Annotated in this window: 19 protein-coding genes; 2 read left to right on the forward strand and 17 right to left on the reverse strand. The window is 36.7% G+C overall.

From position 1 onward, the window contains the following. Window positions 1-7: 7 nt before the first annotated feature. The 13 genes from EDD72_RS11020 to EDD72_RS11080 form a co-directional block, all read right to left on the reverse strand. Complete coding sequence (locus tag EDD72_RS11020; RefSeq protein WP_132770268.1) at window positions 8-343, reverse strand: putative DNA-binding protein; 336 nt, start codon at window positions 341-343, stop codon at window positions 8-10. 90 nt (window positions 344-433) lie between these two features. Continuing rightward, entirely contained in the window at window positions 434-1,420 is a 987-nt protein-coding gene (gene ftsY, locus EDD72_RS11025) for a signal recognition particle-docking protein FtsY (protein WP_132770271.1), read from the reverse strand. Window positions 1,421-1,432: 12 nt separating this feature from the next. Next, window positions 1,433-5,005, reverse strand: a complete 3,573-nt coding sequence (smc, locus tag EDD72_RS11030) for a chromosome segregation protein SMC (RefSeq protein ID WP_132770273.1) — start codon at window positions 5,003-5,005, stop codon at window positions 1,433-1,435. A gap of 153 nt (window positions 5,006-5,158) precedes the next feature. Then, window positions 5,159-5,869, reverse strand: coding sequence for a ribonuclease III (gene rnc / locus EDD72_RS11035; protein ID WP_132770307.1), 711 nt, complete (start codon window positions 5,867-5,869; stop codon window positions 5,159-5,161). Window positions 5,870-5,897: 28 nt separating this feature from the next. Then, window positions 5,898-7,139: a beta-ketoacyl-ACP synthase II gene (gene fabF, locus EDD72_RS11040; RefSeq protein WP_132770275.1), complete on the reverse strand. Its 1,242-nt coding sequence runs from the start codon at window positions 7,137-7,139 to the stop codon at window positions 5,898-5,900. A 138-nt stretch (window positions 7,140-7,277) separates the two neighbouring features. Continuing rightward, window positions 7,278-7,511 carry an acyl carrier protein gene (gene acpP, locus EDD72_RS11045; RefSeq protein WP_132770277.1) on the reverse strand — a complete coding sequence of 78 codons (234 nt, stop codon included), beginning with the start codon at window positions 7,509-7,511 and terminating at the stop codon, window positions 7,278-7,280. 65 nt (window positions 7,512-7,576) lie between these two features. Next, complete coding sequence (gene fabG, locus EDD72_RS11050; protein WP_132770279.1) at window positions 7,577-8,317, reverse strand: 3-oxoacyl-[acyl-carrier-protein] reductase; 741 nt, start codon at window positions 8,315-8,317, stop codon at window positions 7,577-7,579. Between the two features lie 5 nt (window positions 8,318-8,322). Beyond that, the gene (gene fabD, locus EDD72_RS11055; protein ID WP_341539475.1) at window positions 8,323-9,255 is read right to left on the reverse strand and encodes an ACP S-malonyltransferase; all 933 of its coding nucleotides are present in this window, start codon (window positions 9,253-9,255) and stop codon (window positions 8,323-8,325) included. 13 nt (window positions 9,256-9,268) lie between these two features. Next, entirely contained in the window at window positions 9,269-10,267 is a 999-nt protein-coding gene (locus tag EDD72_RS11060; RefSeq protein ID WP_132770283.1) for a beta-ketoacyl-ACP synthase III, read from the reverse strand. 11 nt (window positions 10,268-10,278) lie between these two features. Then, window positions 10,279-11,271 carry a phosphate acyltransferase PlsX gene (gene plsX / locus EDD72_RS11065; protein WP_132770285.1) on the reverse strand — a complete coding sequence of 331 codons (993 nt, stop codon included), beginning with the start codon at window positions 11,269-11,271 and terminating at the stop codon, window positions 10,279-10,281. A gap of 10 nt (window positions 11,272-11,281) precedes the next feature. Continuing rightward, the gene (gene fapR, locus EDD72_RS11070; protein ID WP_165895066.1) at window positions 11,282-11,869 is read right to left on the reverse strand and encodes a transcription factor FapR; all 588 of its coding nucleotides are present in this window, start codon (window positions 11,867-11,869) and stop codon (window positions 11,282-11,284) included. A gap of 111 nt (window positions 11,870-11,980) precedes the next feature. Next, complete coding sequence (gene rpmF / locus EDD72_RS11075; RefSeq protein ID WP_132770289.1) at window positions 11,981-12,154, reverse strand: 50S ribosomal protein L32; 174 nt, start codon at window positions 12,152-12,154, stop codon at window positions 11,981-11,983. A 56-nt stretch (window positions 12,155-12,210) separates the two neighbouring features. Then, a complete protein-coding gene (locus tag EDD72_RS11080) occupies window positions 12,211-12,735 on the reverse strand; it encodes a YceD family protein (protein ID WP_165895067.1) in 525 nt (174 codons plus the stop codon). 103 nt (window positions 12,736-12,838) lie between these two features. Between EDD72_RS11080 and EDD72_RS11085 the strand changes: the two genes are divergently transcribed. After that, a complete protein-coding gene (locus EDD72_RS11085) occupies window positions 12,839-14,038 on the forward strand; it encodes a nucleotidyltransferase (protein ID WP_132770294.1) in 1,200 nt (399 codons plus the stop codon). Here the strand turns inward: EDD72_RS11085 and EDD72_RS11090 are convergent. Both EDD72_RS11090 and EDD72_RS11095 read right to left on the reverse strand, forming a co-directional pair. After that, window positions 14,028-15,143, reverse strand: a complete 1,116-nt coding sequence (locus EDD72_RS11090; RefSeq protein WP_132770296.1) for a SepM family pheromone-processing serine protease — start codon at window positions 15,141-15,143, stop codon at window positions 14,028-14,030. The genes EDD72_RS11085 and EDD72_RS11090 overlap by 11 nt on opposite strands. Then, window positions 15,136-15,945: a patatin-like phospholipase family protein gene (locus tag EDD72_RS11095; protein ID WP_424565547.1), complete on the reverse strand. Its 810-nt coding sequence runs from the start codon at window positions 15,943-15,945 to the stop codon at window positions 15,136-15,138. Before EDD72_RS11095 ends, EDD72_RS11090 begins: the two co-directional genes overlap by 8 nt. Before the next feature lie 118 nt (window positions 15,946-16,063). Between EDD72_RS11095 and ylbJ the strand changes: the two genes are divergently transcribed. Then, the gene (gene ylbJ, locus EDD72_RS11100; RefSeq protein ID WP_132770298.1) at window positions 16,064-17,311 is read left to right on the forward strand and encodes a sporulation integral membrane protein YlbJ; all 1,248 of its coding nucleotides are present in this window, start codon (window positions 16,064-16,066) and stop codon (window positions 17,309-17,311) included. 47 nt (window positions 17,312-17,358) lie between these two features. On the opposite strand, the gene coaD is transcribed toward ylbJ, so the two are convergent. Both coaD and rsmD read right to left on the reverse strand, forming a co-directional pair. After that, a complete protein-coding gene (gene coaD / locus EDD72_RS11105) occupies window positions 17,359-17,853 on the reverse strand; it encodes a pantetheine-phosphate adenylyltransferase (protein ID WP_132770300.1) in 495 nt (164 codons plus the stop codon). Between the two features lie 14 nt (window positions 17,854-17,867). Beyond that, window positions 17,868-18,425, reverse strand: a complete 558-nt coding sequence (gene rsmD / locus EDD72_RS11110) for a 16S rRNA (guanine(966)-N(2))-methyltransferase RsmD (protein ID WP_132770302.1) — start codon at window positions 18,423-18,425, stop codon at window positions 17,868-17,870. Between the last annotated feature and the right edge of the window lie 233 nt (window positions 18,426-18,658).

The following is an 18,658-nucleotide window of genomic DNA, read 5'->3' on the forward strand; positions in this document are numbered from 1 at the left end:
CCGCCTCCTAATCAATTTGCCTTAACAGCTCAATCATTGTTTGGATCTCATCGCACTTTTCATTTTGTTGTCTATTGAGAATCTCTTGAATCGCATCCATAATCGAGTTTCTTTGTTGATACTTAGTGAGTAATTGCAACTTCTCTTCATATTCTTCTAGAGACTGTTCTGCTCGTTTAATATGTTCGTAAACGGCTTGTCTACTGATTCCAAACTCTTCTGCGATTTCGCCAAATGAATAATCATCTTGAAAATAGAGTTCCATATATTGTCTTTGTTTTTCCGTTAAAAGTTCTTGATAGAAGTCATACAGTAGGTTAAATCTTGTGGTCTTTTCCAACAAACAAAAACCACCACCTTTATGTAAAGGGAAATGCCTTTACAGTTTTATATCTTATCGACTTGAAATTGAAATGTCAAGTATTTTTTCTTGTCACTCTGACTCTTCTTCTAGAAACCCTTGTGCAAAAATCGCATGGACAAATTGTTCAGGGTCAAAAACTTGTAAATCGTCCATTTTTTCACCAAGTCCAACCAATTTCACAGGAATATTTAATTCATGATGGATCGCAATCACGATCCCACCCTTGGCTGTACCATCTAGCTTCGTAAGAACTAATCCAGTGACTCCTGCTGACTCTTTGAAAAGCTTGGCTTGCTGCAATGCGTTTTGTCCAGTTGTTGCATCTAAGACCAATAAAACTTCATGCGGTGCTTCTGGAATCTCCCTTTGAAGAACTCGATAAATTTTATTCAATTCATTCATGAGATTGACTTTGTTATGCAATCGTCCAGCGGTATCACACAACAAGACATCAACATTTCTTGATTTGGCTGCTTGTACAGCATCATATATAACCGCTGCTGGATCGGCTCCAGCTTGATGTTTGATGACATCAACTCCTACACGTTCCCCCCATACTTCTAATTGTTCAATTGCACCTGCACGAAAAGTGTCTCCTGCGGCCAAAAGGACGTTTTTCCCTTCCGATTTTAATTTATGCGCTAATTTACCAATGGTAGTCGTTTTCCCGACACCATTCACACCAACAAATAGAATCACTGTCAATTCATTCTCTAATAGTTTGATTTCACGGGACTGACCAGTGTTGAGTAGTTCAACGATCTTTTCAATCAAAATGGGTTTTAATGCAACAGCATCTTCGATTTTTTTTTCTTTCACTTCTTTTCTTAAATCTTCCATTAAATCTAAAACCGTATGAACTCCCACATCCGCACCAATTAAAATTTCTTCTAATTCTTCATAAAATTCTTCGTCAATTTTTTTCTTACGAAGAAACAACTCTTCAACTTTGTCGACAAAAGCACCTCTTGTCTTAGATAATCCTTCCTTAAATTTGTTCGTAACTTCTTCCGTTTTTGCAGCGATACTTTCTTTTAATTTTTTAAAAAAACCCATGATTCGTCCTCCTTATGCAGGTTGCATTTCCTCTACTTTTTCTTCCATTTTGACAGACACTAAACGTGAAACTCCTGACTCTTGCATTGTTACACCGTAAAGAACATCTGCTTCTTCCATTGTACCCTTTCGGTGTGTGACAATAATAAACTGGGTATCATTCGAGTATTCACGTAAATATTGGGCAAATCTCGTAACATTGACCTCATCCAAAGCAGCTTCGACTTCATCTAGAACACAAAAAGGAACTGGTTTTATTTGAAGTATGGCAAAAAGTAATGTGATTGCCGTTAGTGCCTTTTCTCCACCAGATAACAAAGCTAAATTTTGCAATTTTTTACCTGGAGGTTGGGCTACGATTTCAATTCCAGTCTCAAGTAAGTTATTCGGATCGGTGAGGAGTAAATCTGCCCGACCACCCCCAAACAATTTTGCAAAGATGATTTGAAATTGTTCTCTGATCGAATCAAAATGTTCTTTAAATCGTTTGTTCATTTCTTGATCCATTTCAGCAATTACTTGGTAAAGCGTCTGTTTGGCTTCTACTAAGTCTTGTTTCTGAGAAGTTAAGAAACGATATCGTTCCGAAATGCGTTCAAACTCTTCGATTGCACCAAGATTTACTTCTCCTAACCGTTGAAGTTTGTCTTTTAATTCTTTTACTTCTATCTTCACTTGATCAATGTTCTTCACATGTGGAATGTGGTCTTTCGCCCATTCATAACTCATTTCATACTCCATAGCAAGTTGTGAAAGTAAATTCTCTAATCCCACGTCAAGTCGACTTAATTTCACTTCTACTTGATGAAGTTGATTTTCCACGATTTTCAGTTGCTTCCGAATTTCTTTTGATTGGATTTCCTCGGATTCAATCTCTTGCAGAGCCTTAACGCGATTCTTTCGCTTATCATTCAGTATCTTTTGATTCTCTTCTTTGTGAGTGCGAAGTTGTTGGATTGCTTGTGTCATCAAATCTTCTTGTTCTTGGTCATGAATCAGGCCTTCTTCTAAATCGATCAAAATCTGTTGATTTTGTTCGATGGATTGAATCACTTCGTAATGATCCGCTTGAAGTCGTTCCACAAGATGGATAGTACCATCTCTTTGTTGTTGCAAACGAGCTAACTCAATCTTTAATTGTGTGATTTTTTGGTTTGCTTCATCTTTGGTTGATTCATCTTGTTGACGAATCGATTCTGCTATCTCAATTTTCTGTTTCAGTTCTTTTTCTTGTTGCGAATGAGCCTCTAGGTCTTGTTTCATTTGTTCTTCTTTCATTACCAACTGATTCCATTCTGTTTTTGCGTCCTCTATTTCTTGTAACAAAATATTTTTACGATCATCAATATTTTTTAATTCGTAGGAATATTGACTCCATTTCGTTTTTAATTCTTGTTCTTTTATGCGATACTGCTCTCCATCCGAACGAATGGATTCTAGTTTATCTTGGATCGATTGTCCTTCCAATTTAATTTTTTCCAATAAGACGATATTTTTAGAGAGATCCTGTTGAATCGTTTTGATCTGCGTCTCTAATTCTTCAATTTCTCGCTGCCGGCTTAAAAGATTTGCGTTCTTTTTTTGAATACTTCCTCCAGTCATCGAGCCCCCAGTATTCACCACATCTCCATCCAAGGTAACGACGCGATAGTGATAGTTCATCATTCGAGCGATTTCTCCAGCTGTTTTTAGATCACTAGCTACCACGATTTGCCCTAATAAATACTCCATAATAGACTCATATTGTGATTCTGTTTGAATCAGATCGACAGCAACGCCAATAAAACCCTTCACTGATTCTAATTTCTTTATATCGGAGAGATTAATTCTCTTTCCTTTCATTACATTTAATGGTAGAAAAGTAGCTCTACCTAATTTTTTTTCTTTTAAATAGTTAATTGCTTTTCTACCTGTCGATTCATGATCAACAACGATAAACTGCAACGCTGCCCCTAAAACAACTTCAATCGCATTTTCATATTTTTGAGGAACATGTAGAAGCTCTGCAATCGCTCCATGAATCCCATTCATTTGTCCTTTTTCTCTTAATTTTAGGATTTCCCTTACTCCATGTTGAAACCCTGCAAAATCAGCTTGCATTTCCATTAATACTTCTTTTCTAGAGCGTAATGATTCTAACTTTTGTTGGAATTGTTGAATTTCCTTTTGTTGAGTCGCCAATTGCTCTGCAACTGTTCGTTGATGATGTATCGTTTCTTGATATTCTTGGCGCAATCTTTCAATCTCTTTTGTTACAAAATCGATTTCTTTTTCGGCATTTTCTTTTTTATTAAGAGCTTGTACATCTTCTTTCTCAAGCAAATGAAGCTCAGATTGCAATTTTTCTAGTCGGTATTGAAGACTATCTTTCGTACTTTGTAGATGTCTTAATTCGTTGCGAAGAGAAGCCATGAGATTTAATAGCTCAAAATAGTCTTCTTTCAAAAGCTCAACCTGCTCATGATGGTTGTTTAAGATTTGTTTCAAGGATTCTTGTTCATGTAGTAAGCTTTGATTGAATCGTTCGATTTCTCGATTTACTTCTTCTAAACGTTGCTGTTGTGCTTGTAATTGAGTCAATATCTCCATCTTTTTTATTTGGAGGTTTTTTATATTTTGCATGGTTTGCGTTTGGAGTATTTTTTGGTTTTTACTTCTTTCCCGTAGTACTTCACGTTTCCCCTCAGTTTTTTCAACCTCTTCACTTACTTGCAATAATCTTTGGTGCAGTTCTTCAATTTCCTTTTCCATTTGCCCTGCTAACCAACGTTTTTCTTCAATGATTGCATTGAATTGACTTAACTTTGAACTAAGTTCCAGATGGTCTTTGGCTATTTGTTTTTTTAGCACTTCTGTTTCTTGCCATTCTTGATGAAGCTTTGTAATATCATGTACATAGACTTGAATATTTTTTTCCTTTAATTTTTCCGTTAGCTCTTTATACTGTTTTGCAACAGTAGCTTGATTTTCTAATGGTTCAAGTTGGTCCTCCAATTCGATAATTAAATCATCGATACGTAGTAAATTTTGTTCTGTTTCCTTTATTTTTTTTTGTGCCTCTTTTTTCCTCGTTTTATATTTTACAATTCCAGCTGCTTCTTCAAAAATCCCACGTCGTTCTTCTGGTTTGGAGGTGATTATTTCCTCAATACGACCTTGTCCAATAATAGAAAAAGCCTCACGTCCTAAACCTGTATCCATAAATAAATCCGTGATGTCTTTAAGACGACATGGCTGCTTATTAATAAAATATTCACTTTCACCTGAACGGTAGACTCTTCTCGTTACTGTTACTTCAGAAAAATCTACTTTTAGTGAACGATCCATATTATTCAAAGTAATTGAAACTTCGCTATAGTTCACAGGTTTTCTTGTATCGCTTCCAGCAAAAATAATATCTTCCATTTTCGTTCCTCGAAGGGTTTTTGCACTTTGTTCACCCAAAACCCAGCGGATCGCATCAGTAATATTACTTTTTCCACTTCCATTTGGCCCAACTACAGCTGTGATTCCTGGTACAAATTCTAATTCAGTTCGATCTGCAAATGATTTAAAGCCAAAGAGCTCAATGCTTTTAAGGTACATAAATTCCTCTCCTTAAGAAAACCTTGAAAGTACCATTTTTTTAGAATAAACAATCCTTTACATGTGTTCTTATTCCATTCTTTTATTTTATCACAACCCTTAGCGAAATTCTTGATGGATAAAGAAAAAGCCTCAATTTCCTAACTTGAGGCTTTATTCTTTATTTGTATGAGTATTTATATGAACACCTAATTGAATTAAAGCTTGATTCGCGGCCCGTTGTTCCGCTTCCTTTTTACTTTTTCCAATTCCATGGCCATAAGTTTTGTCATCAATCTTTACTTCGGATTGAAATTCACGATCATGAGCAGGGCCAGTTTCACTAACAATTTCATAGCTGATATGGCCAAGATTCTGATGTTGTACGTACTCTTGTAATTGGCTCTTATAATCATGGATCTGAAAAAAGTCACCATGATCGACTTTTGGGAAAACATATTTTGCTAAAAAATGACGAACGGTATCCAAGCCTTGATCAAGATATAATGCCCCTATAAAAGCCTCAAATACATCTGCTAGAAGGGCAGGACGTTGTCTTCCTCCAGTGATTTCTTCACCTTTTCCTAACAGAATATAATTGCCAAAATTCAAAGACTCAGCAAATTCAACCAATGAAGGTTCACAAACGATCGCTGCACGAAGTTTTGTCATCTGCCCCTCCTTCATATGTGGAAACATATGAAAGATGTAATCGGATACCGTTAATTCTAAAACTGCATCACCTAAATATTCCAACCGCTCATTATCTTTTAAAAGTCGGTTTCGATGTTCATTCACATAAGATGAATGGGTAAAAGCCTGCTTCAAAAGATTCACATTATGAAATTGAATACCTAAATTCTTTTGAAACAGAGAAAAATCAATTGCCACTTCATTCACCACCAAGTTTTTACTAATCTTCAAACTTTTTCATCACTATTGTAGCATTATGTCCACCAAATCCCAAAGAATTGGATAATGCAATCCGAATATTTTGTTTCCGAAATTGATTCGGTACATAATCCAAATCACATTCAGGATCTTTTGCTTCAAGATTGATTGTCGGAGGAATTTCTCCATTTTTTAATGCCAAAGCAATAATAATTCCTTCTACTGCTCCAGCCGCTCCCAAAAGGTGACCTGTTACGGATTTGGTTGAACTAACCGCTAAACGATACGCATGATCTCCAAATGTAGTTTTAATCGCCATTGTTTCAAATTTGTCATTTAACTCTGTTGATGTACCATGAGCATTAATATAATCCACATCTTCAGGTTGAATTCCTGCTTTTTGTATCGCCATTTTCATTGCTTTAGCGGCTCCTTCACCATTTGGAGCAGGGCTCGTCAAATGATAAGCATCTCCTGTGGCTCCATAACCGATAACCTCGGCATAGATTTTTGCTCCTCGTTTCTTAGCGTGTTCCAAAGACTCTAGAATTAATACACCTGCCCCTTCACTCATCACAAATCCATCTCGATCTTTATCAAAAGGTCGACTCGCCTTTTGTGGTTCTTCATTTCGAGTGGATAATGCTTTCATTGAAGAAAATCCTGCTACCGCTAAAGGTGTAATCGTTGCTTCTGTTCCACCAGCAATCATGACATTGGCATCGCCACGACGGATGATTTCAAACGCATCACCAATTGCATGAGTTCCTGTTGCACATGCAGAAACTGGAGCGCTATTTGGACCTTTTGCACCAAGTAAAATGGAGACTTGGCCTGAAGCCATATTGCTTATTAACATTGGAATAAAAAATGGCGAAATTCGTTTAGGTCCTTTATCTAATAATACCTTGTGTTGTTCCTCAATGGTTTTAAGGCCTCCAATACCAGAACCAATATATACTCCGATACGATCTGCATTATTCTCATTTATCTCAAGTCCTGAATCCGCTAATGCCATCTTTGCTGCAGCAATGGCAAAAAGGGTAAATCGATCCATTCTTTTTGCTTCTTTTTTATCAACCCAATCTTCCGGATTGAAGTTCTTCACTTCCCCTGCAATCTTCACAGGAAATTCAGTTGTATCAAATTGAGTAATATAATCGATTCCCGATTTTCCTTCCAACAAAGCATTCCAAAATTCATTCAAATGATTCCCTACTGGCGAGATAACTCCTAATCCTGTAACAACAACTCTATTCTTCATAGTCACACCCCTAAAAAAGTTAAAAAAATATCTATTTGATAAATTTTCCCGAATCATTAATGGAGATGATCATTCATTTTTAAGAAATATAATTGAAGAGAAAGTCCCGAAATAACGGGACTTTGGACACTTTCATGATTACTGATGAGCTTTAATATAGTCAACAACTTCCCCTACTTTGGAGATTTTTTCTGCATCTTCATCAGAAATCTCAAGTTCAAATTCATCTTCTAATTCCATTACTAATTCTACGATATCCAAAGAATCAGCGCCTAGATCTTCTTTGAATCTAGCATCTAATGTAACCTCTTCCTCATCAACCCCAAGACGGTCAACAACAATCTTTTTTACACGATCAAAAATGTCTGCCATTACACGTCACCTCCTCCCTCGTATTATACGAAAATCATCCATAAAAAACTAGTACAAGAAAAGAATTACATTACCATACCACCATCAACATGAATAATTTGCCCTGTTATGTAATCCGCATCTTCTGAAACAAGGAATTTGACTACTTTTGCTACGTCTTTTGGTTTTCCAAAGCGGGCTAATGGAATTTGTGTTAGTAAGCTTTCTTGAATCTCAGGAGATAGTTTCGCCGTCATGTCTGTTTCAATAAAACCTGGTGCAATGGCATTTACAGTAATGTTCCTTGACGCAAACTCGCGGGCTAGCGTTTTGGTAAGACCAATCACACCCGCTTTTGCGGAAACATAATTCGCTTGTCCCACATTTCCTAAAATGCCAACGACAGAGGTAATATTGACGATTTTTCCTGAACGTTGTTTCATCATGGTCCTACTAACAGCTTTACTTGTTAGAAAAACACTTTTTAGATTGGTATCAATCACCTGATCCCAATCTTCTTCTTTCATCCTCATGATTAAATTATCCTTGGTAATTCCGGCATTATTCACTAAAATGTCAATTTTACCGAAATGTTCTAATGTTGTATCAATGAGTGACTGGACCTCTTCGCTTTTGGAAACATCTGCTTGTATGAGAAGACACTCTCGACCAAAAGCTTTAATTTGACTCATAACTTCTTCCGCTGCTTGTTGGCTTTGGTTATAATTGAGGACAATGTTTGCCCCAGCCTCTGCCAATGTTAACGCGATCTCTTTTCCAATTCCTTTTGATCCTCCAGTTACAATTGCCACTTTTCCAGAAAGCATTCTATTCAACTCCATTCCTTCTGAAACTGGTAAAATGAGTCTAGATCTTCAATTGAATAAGTTGTAACCGTTCGATTGATTTTCTTTACTAGACCTGATAATACCTTAGAAGGCCCTACCTCAATAAACGTATCTACTCCTTGAGCAATCATCCATTCAATACTATCTGTCCAAAGAACAGGAGATACCACTTGTTCAATAAGATTCGATTTCATTCGCATAGGTTCTGTTTCTGACCGACCTGTGACATTCATGACAACTGGAGTTCTTCCTTCCTGTATCTGCAGTTTTGTAACAAGCGGTTGCAATCGATCCCTTGCTGGTTTCATTAAACGAGAATGAAATGGACCACTTACAGACAGGGGAATGATTCTCCTAGCCCCTAGTTCCTTCGCTCTTTGGGCTGCAAGTTCTACCCCTAGTTTCGTACCAGAGATCACAATTTGACCTGGAGAATTAATATTCGCTAATTCAACCACATTACCCTCTTCCGTTACTTGACGGCAAACCTTCTCTAAACCTTTCCGATCTATACCCATTACCGCTGCCATTGTCCCTTCTCCATGTGGAACAGCCTCTTCCATAAAGAGTCCTCGTTTTTCTACTAGTCTTAACGCCTCTTCATAAGGGATACTTTCTGCTGCAGTAAGTGCGGTATACTCTCCTAAACTATGACCCGCCATGAAATCCGGCAAAATACCTAGTTTTTTTACAACCGACCAGATGGCTAGGCTCGTTACGTAAATAGCTGGCTGAGTGTACATGGTAATTCTTAATTGTTCTTCAGGCCCTTCGAAGCAGAGCTTCGATAAGGGAAAATCTAAAATATCATCCGCCTGTTTATATATTTCTCTTGCTTCTTCGAATTCCTGATAGAATTGATAACCCATTCCTACAAATTGGGATCCTTGTCCAGGGAATAATATTGCAGTTTTCATCCTCTTCATCCCCTTATTTTTGACTATACCATTTTAAAAGTACTGCACCCCAAGTTAAACCCCCACCAAATCCGACAAGCAGAACATGATCGCCATTTTGAATCCTTTTTTCCCGAATGGCCTCATCTAACGCAACAGGAATCGAGGCTGAAGACATATTGCCATAACGATCTAAATTGACAACTACCTTACTTTTGTCTAAACCTAACCTTTCCCGCGCATAATCAATGATCCGTAAGTTCGCTTGATGAGGTACAAGAAAATCAATCTCTTCCTTTGTCATTCCTGCTTTCTCAATGACACGCAATGACGCTTGTTCCATCGTTTTTACAGCAAATTTAAATACTTCTGAACCTGCCATCTGAATATAGTGTAAACCTTGTTGAACAGTTTCTTCAGAAGCAGGCATCCTTGAACCACCAGCAGGTTGTTTTAACAGATTTCCTCCTGAACCATCTGATCCCAATTCAAAGGAGATGAAACCATATCCCTCTTCTACGCGTCCTAATACTGCAGCACCTGCCCCATCACCAAAGAGCACACAAGTATTTCGATCCGTCCAATCGGTAATCTTTGATAGTATTTCGACTCCTACAACCAATACATGTTGGTAGGTACCATTTTGAATAAATTGAGCACCTGTAGCTAATCCATATAAGAAGCCAGAGCAAGCAGCTGCTAAATCAAAAGCTGCGGCATGTGTAGCACCTAAACGATCTTGAAGGATATTTGCTGTAGATGGAAAGGCAGAGTCAGGTGTAATGGTTGCAACAATAATCAAGTCTAATTGTTCTGCTGAAAGGTTAGCATCTTCTAATGCTTTTTTTGCAGCTTCATATGCTAGATCAGAAGAAGCCTGTTCTTTTGCGGCAATCCTTCTTTCCTTAATACCCGTTCTTGTTGAAATCCATTCATCACTAGTATCAACCATTTTTTCAAGGTCAAAATTGGTTAATACCTTTTCAGGTACATATGCACCTGTTCCGATAATACCAACAGGATAATTGGCCACGATCTTCCCCCCTATTTTTCTTGTTCAATAGCATTTGCGATTTTTTCTAATACCCCATTTACAAGAAATAATCTTGCTTGACGAACTGCATTCATAATTGCTTTTGCATCGGATGATCCATGGGCTTTAATAAATGCTCCATTTACTCCTAGTAAAGGAGCTCCGCCAATTTCTGAGTAGTCCATTTGTTTTTTAAGATTTTTCAAACTTGGTTTCAACAATAGTGAAGCAAGTTTCGTGAACGTGCTTTTTGTAAATTCTTTTTTTAATACTGCAAAGATGGAACTCGCTAATCCTTCAGTAAGTTTCAATAATACGTTTCCAGAAAAACCATCGGTGACCAACACATCGCATACACCATTAGGTACTTCCCTAGCTTCCACATTTCCAACAAAATTGATGGGCATCTCCTTTAGTAAGGGAAAGGTTGATTTCATCAATTCATTCCCTTTTGTTTCTTCCGTTCCCACATTCAGAAGACCAATACGTGGATTGTCAATCCCTAATACTTGTTCGGCATAAATTTTTCCCATAAGTGCATATTGAACCAAATGTTCTGCTTTTGGGTCCATATTGGCACCTACATCTAGGACGAGTATTCCATTTACTCCTGTGGTTGGAATGACAGGAGCCAAGGCTGGACGTTCAATTCCAGGAATTCGTCCGGCAACAAGCAAACCAGCTGCCATAAATGCTCCAGTGTTCCCAGCCGTTATCACAGCATCAACTTCTTTATTTTTGACCATCTGTGAAGCAACAACTAAGGAAGAGTCTTTCTTCCTTCTAACGGCCTTAACCGGTTCATCTTCCGTTTTAATGACATCACTCGCATGATGGATCGTGATATTGCTAGGTATAGGATCTTTCATATGGTTTTTTATTTCTTCTGAGTTTCCTACAAGGACGAGATGGATATCAGGAAACTTTTTTGCAGCTTCTATTGCACCTTCTACTGTACTTTTTGGTGCTAAATCTCCACCCATTGCATCAAGTGCAATCTTCATGTTCTGCCTCCTAGTTATTTTTCGATTCTCTTAACTCCTTTGAACGATAAATCATGAATGTCCCTTTAAAGACTGTCTCACTTCCAACAGCAGTTTTTACTTCGATTTCACTGAACTCATGATTGGATTGAATCACCTTCGCTTTTGCAATTAACCGTTCATGTAGATAAACAGGGCGCAAAAAACGAATATCTGCTTTTGCTGTTAACGCGATTTCTTCATTAATCAAAGCAACAGCTAATGAATTTGCTTGCGCAAAAATATAATGTCCTCTAGCAATTTTTGTTTTTTCAAAGACTTGATCCTCTTTGATCTCTAATATCGAAATCCCATAATGATCTAATTCCAGATCAATGACATCACCGATCACTTCATCTAATCTAAGTGATTTGATATGATCAAAGGTTTTTTCAGCCATCGTTTTCATACGTTCTCTTAGTTCAGGTATACCCAGCTCCATTCGATCTAAGCGAATCGTCTGTATACTTACTTCAAATTTTTTTGCTAAGTCCTCATCGGTAATAAAAGGATTCGCTTCTAACGTATGTATGAGGGCTGCTTGCCTATTTTTCTTGGTTAACCGCGCGATGCTAACCACCACCTTATATTATTACCTATTTTTAAAACCAGGTACTAATAGTATAGTAAAAAAAGAAAATTTGTGCAAGAAAAAAAATAGCAAGAACCATTGTTCCTGCTACCTTTTTTCTTATTTGTTGATAACTTCTCTTCCATTATATGTGCCACAATTTTTGCAAACTCGATGTGCTAATTTATACTCACCGCATTGTGGGCACTTAACCATACCTGGCACAGATAATTTATAGTGAGTACGACGCATATCACGACGAGTTTTAGAAGTTCTTCTAAATGGTACTGCCATGAATCCCACCTCCTTGACGAAATCTACTGATATCACAATTTAGGATAGTAACTAGCTTACTTCGAATTTTTATTTGAGTCAAACCATTTTGTTAGATCAGCTAGACGAGGATCAATTCTAGATGTGTCACAATTACATTGTTGTTCATTCAAATTACTCCCACATACCGGGCATAATCCTTTACATTCTTTATTACAAATAGGTACATATGGGATTTCTAATAGAACTACCTCTTCCACAATGGAAGTAACATCGATCTCATCAGAAGTTAAATGATGAATATTCTCATTTTCTTGATCGATTTTCGTTTCCATTCCTTCTGGGATAAAGAGTTCCGTAAAGTCTAAATCAATGGGATAATCAAAAATAGTTAGACATCTTGAACATTGCAATGTAGTTTCGCATTGAATATGGCCTTTAATCCTATAAAAACCACCTGTCTCATAGGCAATTCCAGTTACTTTAACCGGTGAAATTCCTTTCAGGTCTCCTATCTCTTTTACAAGATGACTTAGATTTTCCTCATAATCAAATCGAAGTCCGTCTTTTCTTCGATCAAGTTCCCATGTTTTTATTTTCAAAGCTTTCACCTCATAGACAACAAATGAATTATATCTCAAAAATGAAAAGTTTGTCAATCATCCTTTCTTTGTTTATAATACCCATAAAGATAGGGGGACGATTATGACGATTCTTGGGCTGATTGTGGAGTACAATCCGTTTCATAATGGACATTACTATCATCTTCAAAAGGCAAAAAAAATAACCAATGCGGAACTAATCATTGCCGTGATGTCTGGTCCATTTGTACAACGAGGAGAACCAGCAATCTTTGATAAATGGACAAGAACAAGAATGGCGCTTGAAAGTGGCATTGATCTTGTGATTGAGTTACCTGTGATCTATGCGACTCAGTCAGCCAATTGGTTTGCTTCTGGAGCTATTGCATTATTAAACCATCTTAAGGTGAGTCACCTCGTCTTCGGTAGCGAATCTAATTCCATAGAGAGGTTAGATCAGATTGCAAATCTGCTTTTAAATGAGCCAGTATCTTTTCAAAATACTTTAAAAAGATACTTATCATTGGGTCATTCTTATCCAAAAGCGATCGCTCTAACCTTACAAGAAATGCAAAATGGTAAAGAAGATTTCGTTTTAAATCCAAATGATATTCTAGGATTACAGTATCTCCTGCAAATAAAAAAGCATCATTCACGAATGATAGCCTTAACCATTCAGCGTAAATCGACTCAATATCATGAACAGATTTTTTCTAACCAAACATTTGCCAGTGCGACAGCCATTCGGAAAGCAATCCAATTCAATGACGAAATCGAAAGAGTCATCCAATATGTTCCGAAAGTATCACAGAATCTGTTTTATAAATCTTTCGTTCAACGTCGCTTCCAATATTGGGAAAATTATTACCAAACATTAAAAATCCTTATATTGAATCAAAGTATTGAACAATTAAAACAGATACATGGGATGGTTGAAGGATTAGAGTCACGTTTAAAGGAATCCGTCAACCAAGCTTTTTCTTTTGAAGAATTGATCTCTATCGTAAAAACAAAAAGATATACTCAGGCTAAATTACAACGAGTCTTCTTACACTTACTTCTCAATCTAACGGAAGATCGAGTGAAGGCTATCAATGTAGAAAAAGGTCCTCAATATATACGACTTCTTGGTTTTAACCAAAAAGGAAAATCTTATTTAAATCAAATCAAGGATGAATTATCCATTCCCTTAATTAGTAAACTATCCAAAATAAGAAGTACGATGTTGGATCTTGACATTCAGGCTAGTCAAATTTATGAGACAGGATTTAAAAACCCAGACTACCGGTTGAATGAATTTCAGCAAAAACCGATTATATTATAATAAAATGATTTTCTGTGAAACCTTTTTTTGTCGTTGTCTTGTTTTTATTTGGCAATTGCTTTAAAAATTGAATCGCCTCATTCACATTTGCAACGGGAACGATCTTCATTGGTTTTGCTAATTTACGATTCTCATTTTCTACGTCTTTTTGATTGGTGTCAGTTGATTTAATATCTTTAGGAACAAAAAAAATTTCGGCTCCTGCCTCAGCTGCTGCATGAACTTTTAGCTTTGCCCCTCCAATTTGACCAACGATTCCATCAGGGCTAATCGTTCCCGTACCCGCGATTTGATACCCTCGGGTCAAATCTTCTGGTATCAGTTGATTAATGATTTCTAATGTAAACATTAATCCAGCTGAAGGTCCACCGATCTCTTCCGTATGAAAGGACACCTTTTTGGCTGGAATTACTTCTTGTTCCTGACTTGGATAGAAACCCAAGCCTACTCTTTGACCAGTTTCATTACTCTCTTTCGTCAACGATACAAGTTTAACTTCCTTTGTGAACATTGAACGATTTCGTAAAAAGGTAATCGATATTTTATCTCCCGTTTTTTTCTCTTCTAAAATCGACAAAAAATCCTTTAATTGATAGATAGGTTTTTGATTCACCTTCGTGATCACATCACCAACTTGTAGTACTTTTTCTGCTGGCATTCCCCTCACGATTCCCTCAACCAATATTCCTTTTTGTTTAACTTCGATGGGTAAATTCGCTTGTTGAAAAGCAGCAATAATAGCGTCATCTTGCGATTGTTTCATGACTTGTAATTGCCGTTTCTCATATTGTTCAGGGTCCTCATCTTGATTTAATACATATTCTTTGGGGATATATTCAATGTTAGGAAGGAAACGAGAATAGATATAATATCCTAGATTTCCTTGTCCCATACGAATCGTCGTTAACATAAAGTCTCCTTTTTCCCGATACCCTTTTTCAACCGTAATGATCGGTCTTAACTTTACAGCAACTCCAGGCGAAGCAATATAGTAGGGAATAGGAATATAAAAAGACAGGTATCCCAAAACAATAAGCAGAAGGAATAGCCATTGAAGTCGTTTCATTTTAAAAATCAAGTATTTTTTCTTTAATAGATCATTCATGTGTATCCTCCCATTGCTGGATTAAACTTTTAATTTCATTCATTGATTCTTTGGCAATTCGATAACCTTCTGCAATAATATTTTCAATATTTGTAAAAGAAATAGAGCTATTATGACCAACTTCAGGACGTATCACATAATCCGCTGCAATAATTTGATGATAAAGATTTTGTCTCTCCATAATATCAATCGTTTGCGCGATCACATCAAAAATCGAGTTCACCTTCATCTTTGAGTCATATAGCCCAACATCCACAGCGATGACAAAGTCTGCCCCCATATCACGTACCGCATGAACGGGAACACGGTCAATGACCCCACCATCTACTAATATCCGTCCATTTACTGTCTCAGGAACGAATATTCCTGGTATAGAGATACTTGCACGAACCGCTTGAAAAATGGGTCCTTCACGAAATACTACCCGCTCCCCATTTTCAATATCTGTCGCAACTATCGCCAATGGAATCGATAAATCTTCAATATTCTTTCCGTGTGTAAGGATTCGTATAAGCTCTTTGATTTTTTCACCTGATACCAAACCTAATTTTGAAACAGAAAAATCGACCCAATACTTTCTTTTTAAATGAATCGCTAATTTTTCTAACATATTCAAATCATTACCATTTGCGTATAATGCACCGACCAGACTTCCCATACTACTCCCAGATATATAATCAATCGGAATATTATGCTCCTCAAGGACTCGCAAAACACCAATATGTGCTAACCCTCTTGCTCCTCCTGAACCAAGTGCCAAGCCAATTTTAGGTTTCATGGTCATCACCTCTAATCTATTCATATTCGCCGTCTTCCAATATAATCCATGACCATTCTTCTCTATTTAAATATAGCTCATTGTTCTAAACAGGACAATCATCACGTAAATATGTTTTTAGGAATGGGAATGGAGGTAGCCTATGAAAATAATAAAAAGCTCTCATTTTATCACAGTTATTGCTGGGTTATTAACCACATCCTTAGCGATTGCCATTATTACCTATCCTGATGCTGCTTTTCAAGCCTCTTTGCAAGGTTTAAAAATATGGTGGGAAATTATCTTTCCTGCACTTTTACCTTTTTTTATTTTCTCTGAGATCTTACTTGCTTTTGGTGTGGTTCATTTTATGGGAGAATTACTAGAGCCATTAATGAAACCTTTATTTAATGTTCCAGGAGTTGGTGCATTCGTATTAGCGATGGGGTTTGCTTCAGGGTATCCAATGGGTGCAAAATTAACAACCCGTTTACGAGAACAAAAGATGGTTTCTCGCGTAGAAGGGGAAAGACTTGTCGCCTTTACCAGTACATCTGACCCCCTCTTTTTATTTGGTGCAATCGCAGTTGGCTTTTTTCATCAAGTCGAATTAGGGATCTTTCTAGCGATTGTCCATTATACGTCAAGCCTCATTGTAGGTTTACTCATGAGATTTTATGAAAAAAATAATCCAGAATCATCATCACGAAGATCAAGACTAAATAGGAACGAAGATCATATTATCATCAGAGCTTTCCGAGCGATGCATCGAGCCAGAATTGCAGACGGAAGAAAATTTGGCAAATTATTAGGAGATGCCGTGATGTCATCGATTCAAACAATACTGATGATTGGTGGATTTATCATTGTTTTCTCTGTAGTGTTATCTATATTGACACAGATTGGAGTAACGGGTCTAATCATCAGTATGCTTCATTTTATATTAACTCCACTAGGGATATCAAAAGATTTAGCTCAATCCATCATCTATGGTTTCTTTGAAGTTACATTAGGGGCAAAAACTGTGAGCGAATCAGGAATCTATACCCCACTCATTGAAAAATTAGCGATCGTGAGTTCAATTTCTGCTTGGAGTGGAATTTCCGTTCATGGTCAAATCGCAGCAATTTTACAAAAAACGGATATTCGCTACAAACCTTTTTTTATCGCTAGAATTTTTCATTCGATTATTGCTTTTGTTCTAAGTCTAGTTCTTTATCGCCCATTTCATATATCGGAAACAATGAATGCTATACCTACATTCGTTTACCAGTTTTCCCAAGAGCTATCGACTTTTAATCCATTGTCGATTTTTCAAAATATCGGATATTACTTCTTATGGATTTTTGTCGTCTTAATCTCTCTATCCTTGGCCATTCACTTATTGAAAAGAAAGAAGCACCTACAATAATGATGTAGGTGCTTTTTTACGATTGATTGGAAAGGCGATTAATTTTTCTAGAATGTAACCTTATGACCAGCAAATTTTTTCCTTAATGCTTCTTCTACACAAGCAGGAACGAGGTCATTTACTTGCCCATGGTGTCTAGCTACTTCCTTTACGATGCTAGAGCTTAAAAAGGAATATTTATTATTCGTCATCATAAAGAACGTCTCGATTGTTGGATCAAGTTTTCGATTAATGGATGCCATTTGTAATTCATATTCAAAGTCGGAAACAGCACGTAATCCTTTAATAATTGTATTCGCGTTCTTCTTTTTCATATAATCGATAAGCAATCCGTTAAAACTATCGATTTCAACTTGTGGAATATGTTTTGTTGCTTGACGAATCAATTCCATTCTTTCTTCAACCGTAAACAAAGGGTTTTTACTTGGATTGATTAAAACCGCAACCGTTACCTTATCAAATATTTTTACTCCTCTTTGGATGATATCTAAATGTCCATATGTGATTGGATCAAAGCTTCCCGGATAAACTGCATGTATCATTTTTGCCCTCCATATCATTTATTTCGAAAAATGGTTATTCCGATATCTCCGTAAGTTACATCTTTCACTAATTCAAGTTCCTTCATTTGTTCTAAATTTTGAAACGAATATTTTGCATCATGTTCCGTTACAATGAGTGCTTGATCATTTAATAGTTTTTGATCAATTAAAAAAAAGAGAATCTCTTCTAACACTTTCATTCGATAAGGTGGATCTAAAAATACCAAGTCGAATAAGGCCCCACGTTTTTTTAATATCTTTAATGCTCGAAATGCATCATTATGGTAAATCTCCACACGCTGATTCATATTCGTAGCGATTACATTTTTACGGATGGTTTCAATACTTTGTTTGTTGTGATCAATCAATACTCCATGTTCCATTCCTCGACTTAAAGCTTCAATTGCTAATCCTCCCGTTCCGGCAAAAAGGTCTAGAACAACTCCACCATCAAAATAAGGACCAATCATATTAAAGATCGATTCCTTTACCTTATCTGTAGTTGGTCTCGTGTTTTGACCAGGCACAGCTTTTAAAATTCTTCCTTTTGCACTACCCGCTATTACTCTCATGATTGCGCCACCTTTTTCTAAAGATGCATTCTTAATGGTAGCACAAATAAACCTATAGGTAAATTATTCTAAGAGTATGAATTTTCTGTATATTATTTTACCAAAACTTAGATGAAATGAAAAGTTTGATTGATAAAAAGTTTGTGTCAAGTTTTTGTGGGAGAAATTTTTTACAAATATATACAAATATATTATGTAAGCGTAATCGGTATTTGAGAGTTCCCCTAGGTAGA

This window comes from Tepidibacillus fermentans (assembly GCF_004342885.1).
GTDB classification, from domain to species: domain Bacteria; phylum Bacillota; class Bacilli; order Tepidibacillales; family Tepidibacillaceae; genus Tepidibacillus; species Tepidibacillus fermentans.

What these genes read in the sequence shown, in the direction of transcription:
- ftsY (WP_132770271.1), bottom strand. Translation starts at nt 1,420, where the DNA reads ATGGGTTTTTTTAAAAAATTAAAAGAAAGTATCGCTGCAAAAACGGAA.
- smc (WP_132770273.1), bottom strand. Translation starts at nt 5,005, where the DNA reads ATGTACCTTAAAAGCATTGAGCTCTTTGGCTTTAAATCATTTGCAGAT.
- fabF (WP_132770275.1), bottom strand. Translation starts at nt 7,139, where the DNA reads ATGAAGAATAGAGTTGTTGTTACAGGATTAGGAGTTATCTCGCCAGTA.
- acpP (WP_132770277.1), bottom strand. Translation starts at nt 7,511, where the DNA reads ATGGCAGACATTTTTGATCGTGTAAAAAAGATTGTTGTTGACCGTCTT.
- fabG (WP_132770279.1), bottom strand. Translation starts at nt 8,317, where the DNA reads ATGCTTTCTGGAAAAGTGGCAATTGTAACTGGAGGATCAAAAGGAATT.
- fabD (WP_341539475.1), bottom strand. Translation starts at nt 9,255, where the DNA reads ATGAAAACTGCAATATTATTCCCTGGACAAGGATCCCAATTTGTAGGA.
- plsX (WP_132770285.1), bottom strand. Translation starts at nt 11,271, where the DNA reads ATGAAGATTGCACTTGATGCAATGGGTGGAGATTTAGCACCAAAAAGT.
- rpmF (WP_132770289.1), bottom strand. Translation starts at nt 12,154, where the DNA reads ATGGCAGTACCATTTAGAAGAACTTCTAAAACTCGTCGTGATATGCGT.
- EDD72_RS11085 (WP_132770294.1), top strand. Translation starts at nt 12,839, where the DNA reads ATGACGATTCTTGGGCTGATTGTGGAGTACAATCCGTTTCATAATGGA.
- EDD72_RS11090 (WP_132770296.1), bottom strand. Translation starts at nt 15,143, where the DNA reads ATGAATGATCTATTAAAGAAAAAATACTTGATTTTTAAAATGAAACGA.
- EDD72_RS11095 (WP_424565547.1), bottom strand. Translation starts at nt 15,945, where the DNA reads ATGAATAGATTAGAGGTGATGACCATGAAACCTAAAATTGGCTTGGCA.
- ylbJ (WP_132770298.1), top strand. Translation starts at nt 16,064, where the DNA reads ATGAAAATAATAAAAAGCTCTCATTTTATCACAGTTATTGCTGGGTTA.
- coaD (WP_132770300.1), bottom strand. Translation starts at nt 17,853, where the DNA reads ATGATACATGCAGTTTATCCGGGAAGCTTTGATCCAATCACATATGGA.
- rsmD (WP_132770302.1), bottom strand. Translation starts at nt 18,425, where the DNA reads ATGAGAGTAATAGCGGGTAGTGCAAAAGGAAGAATTTTAAAAGCTGTG.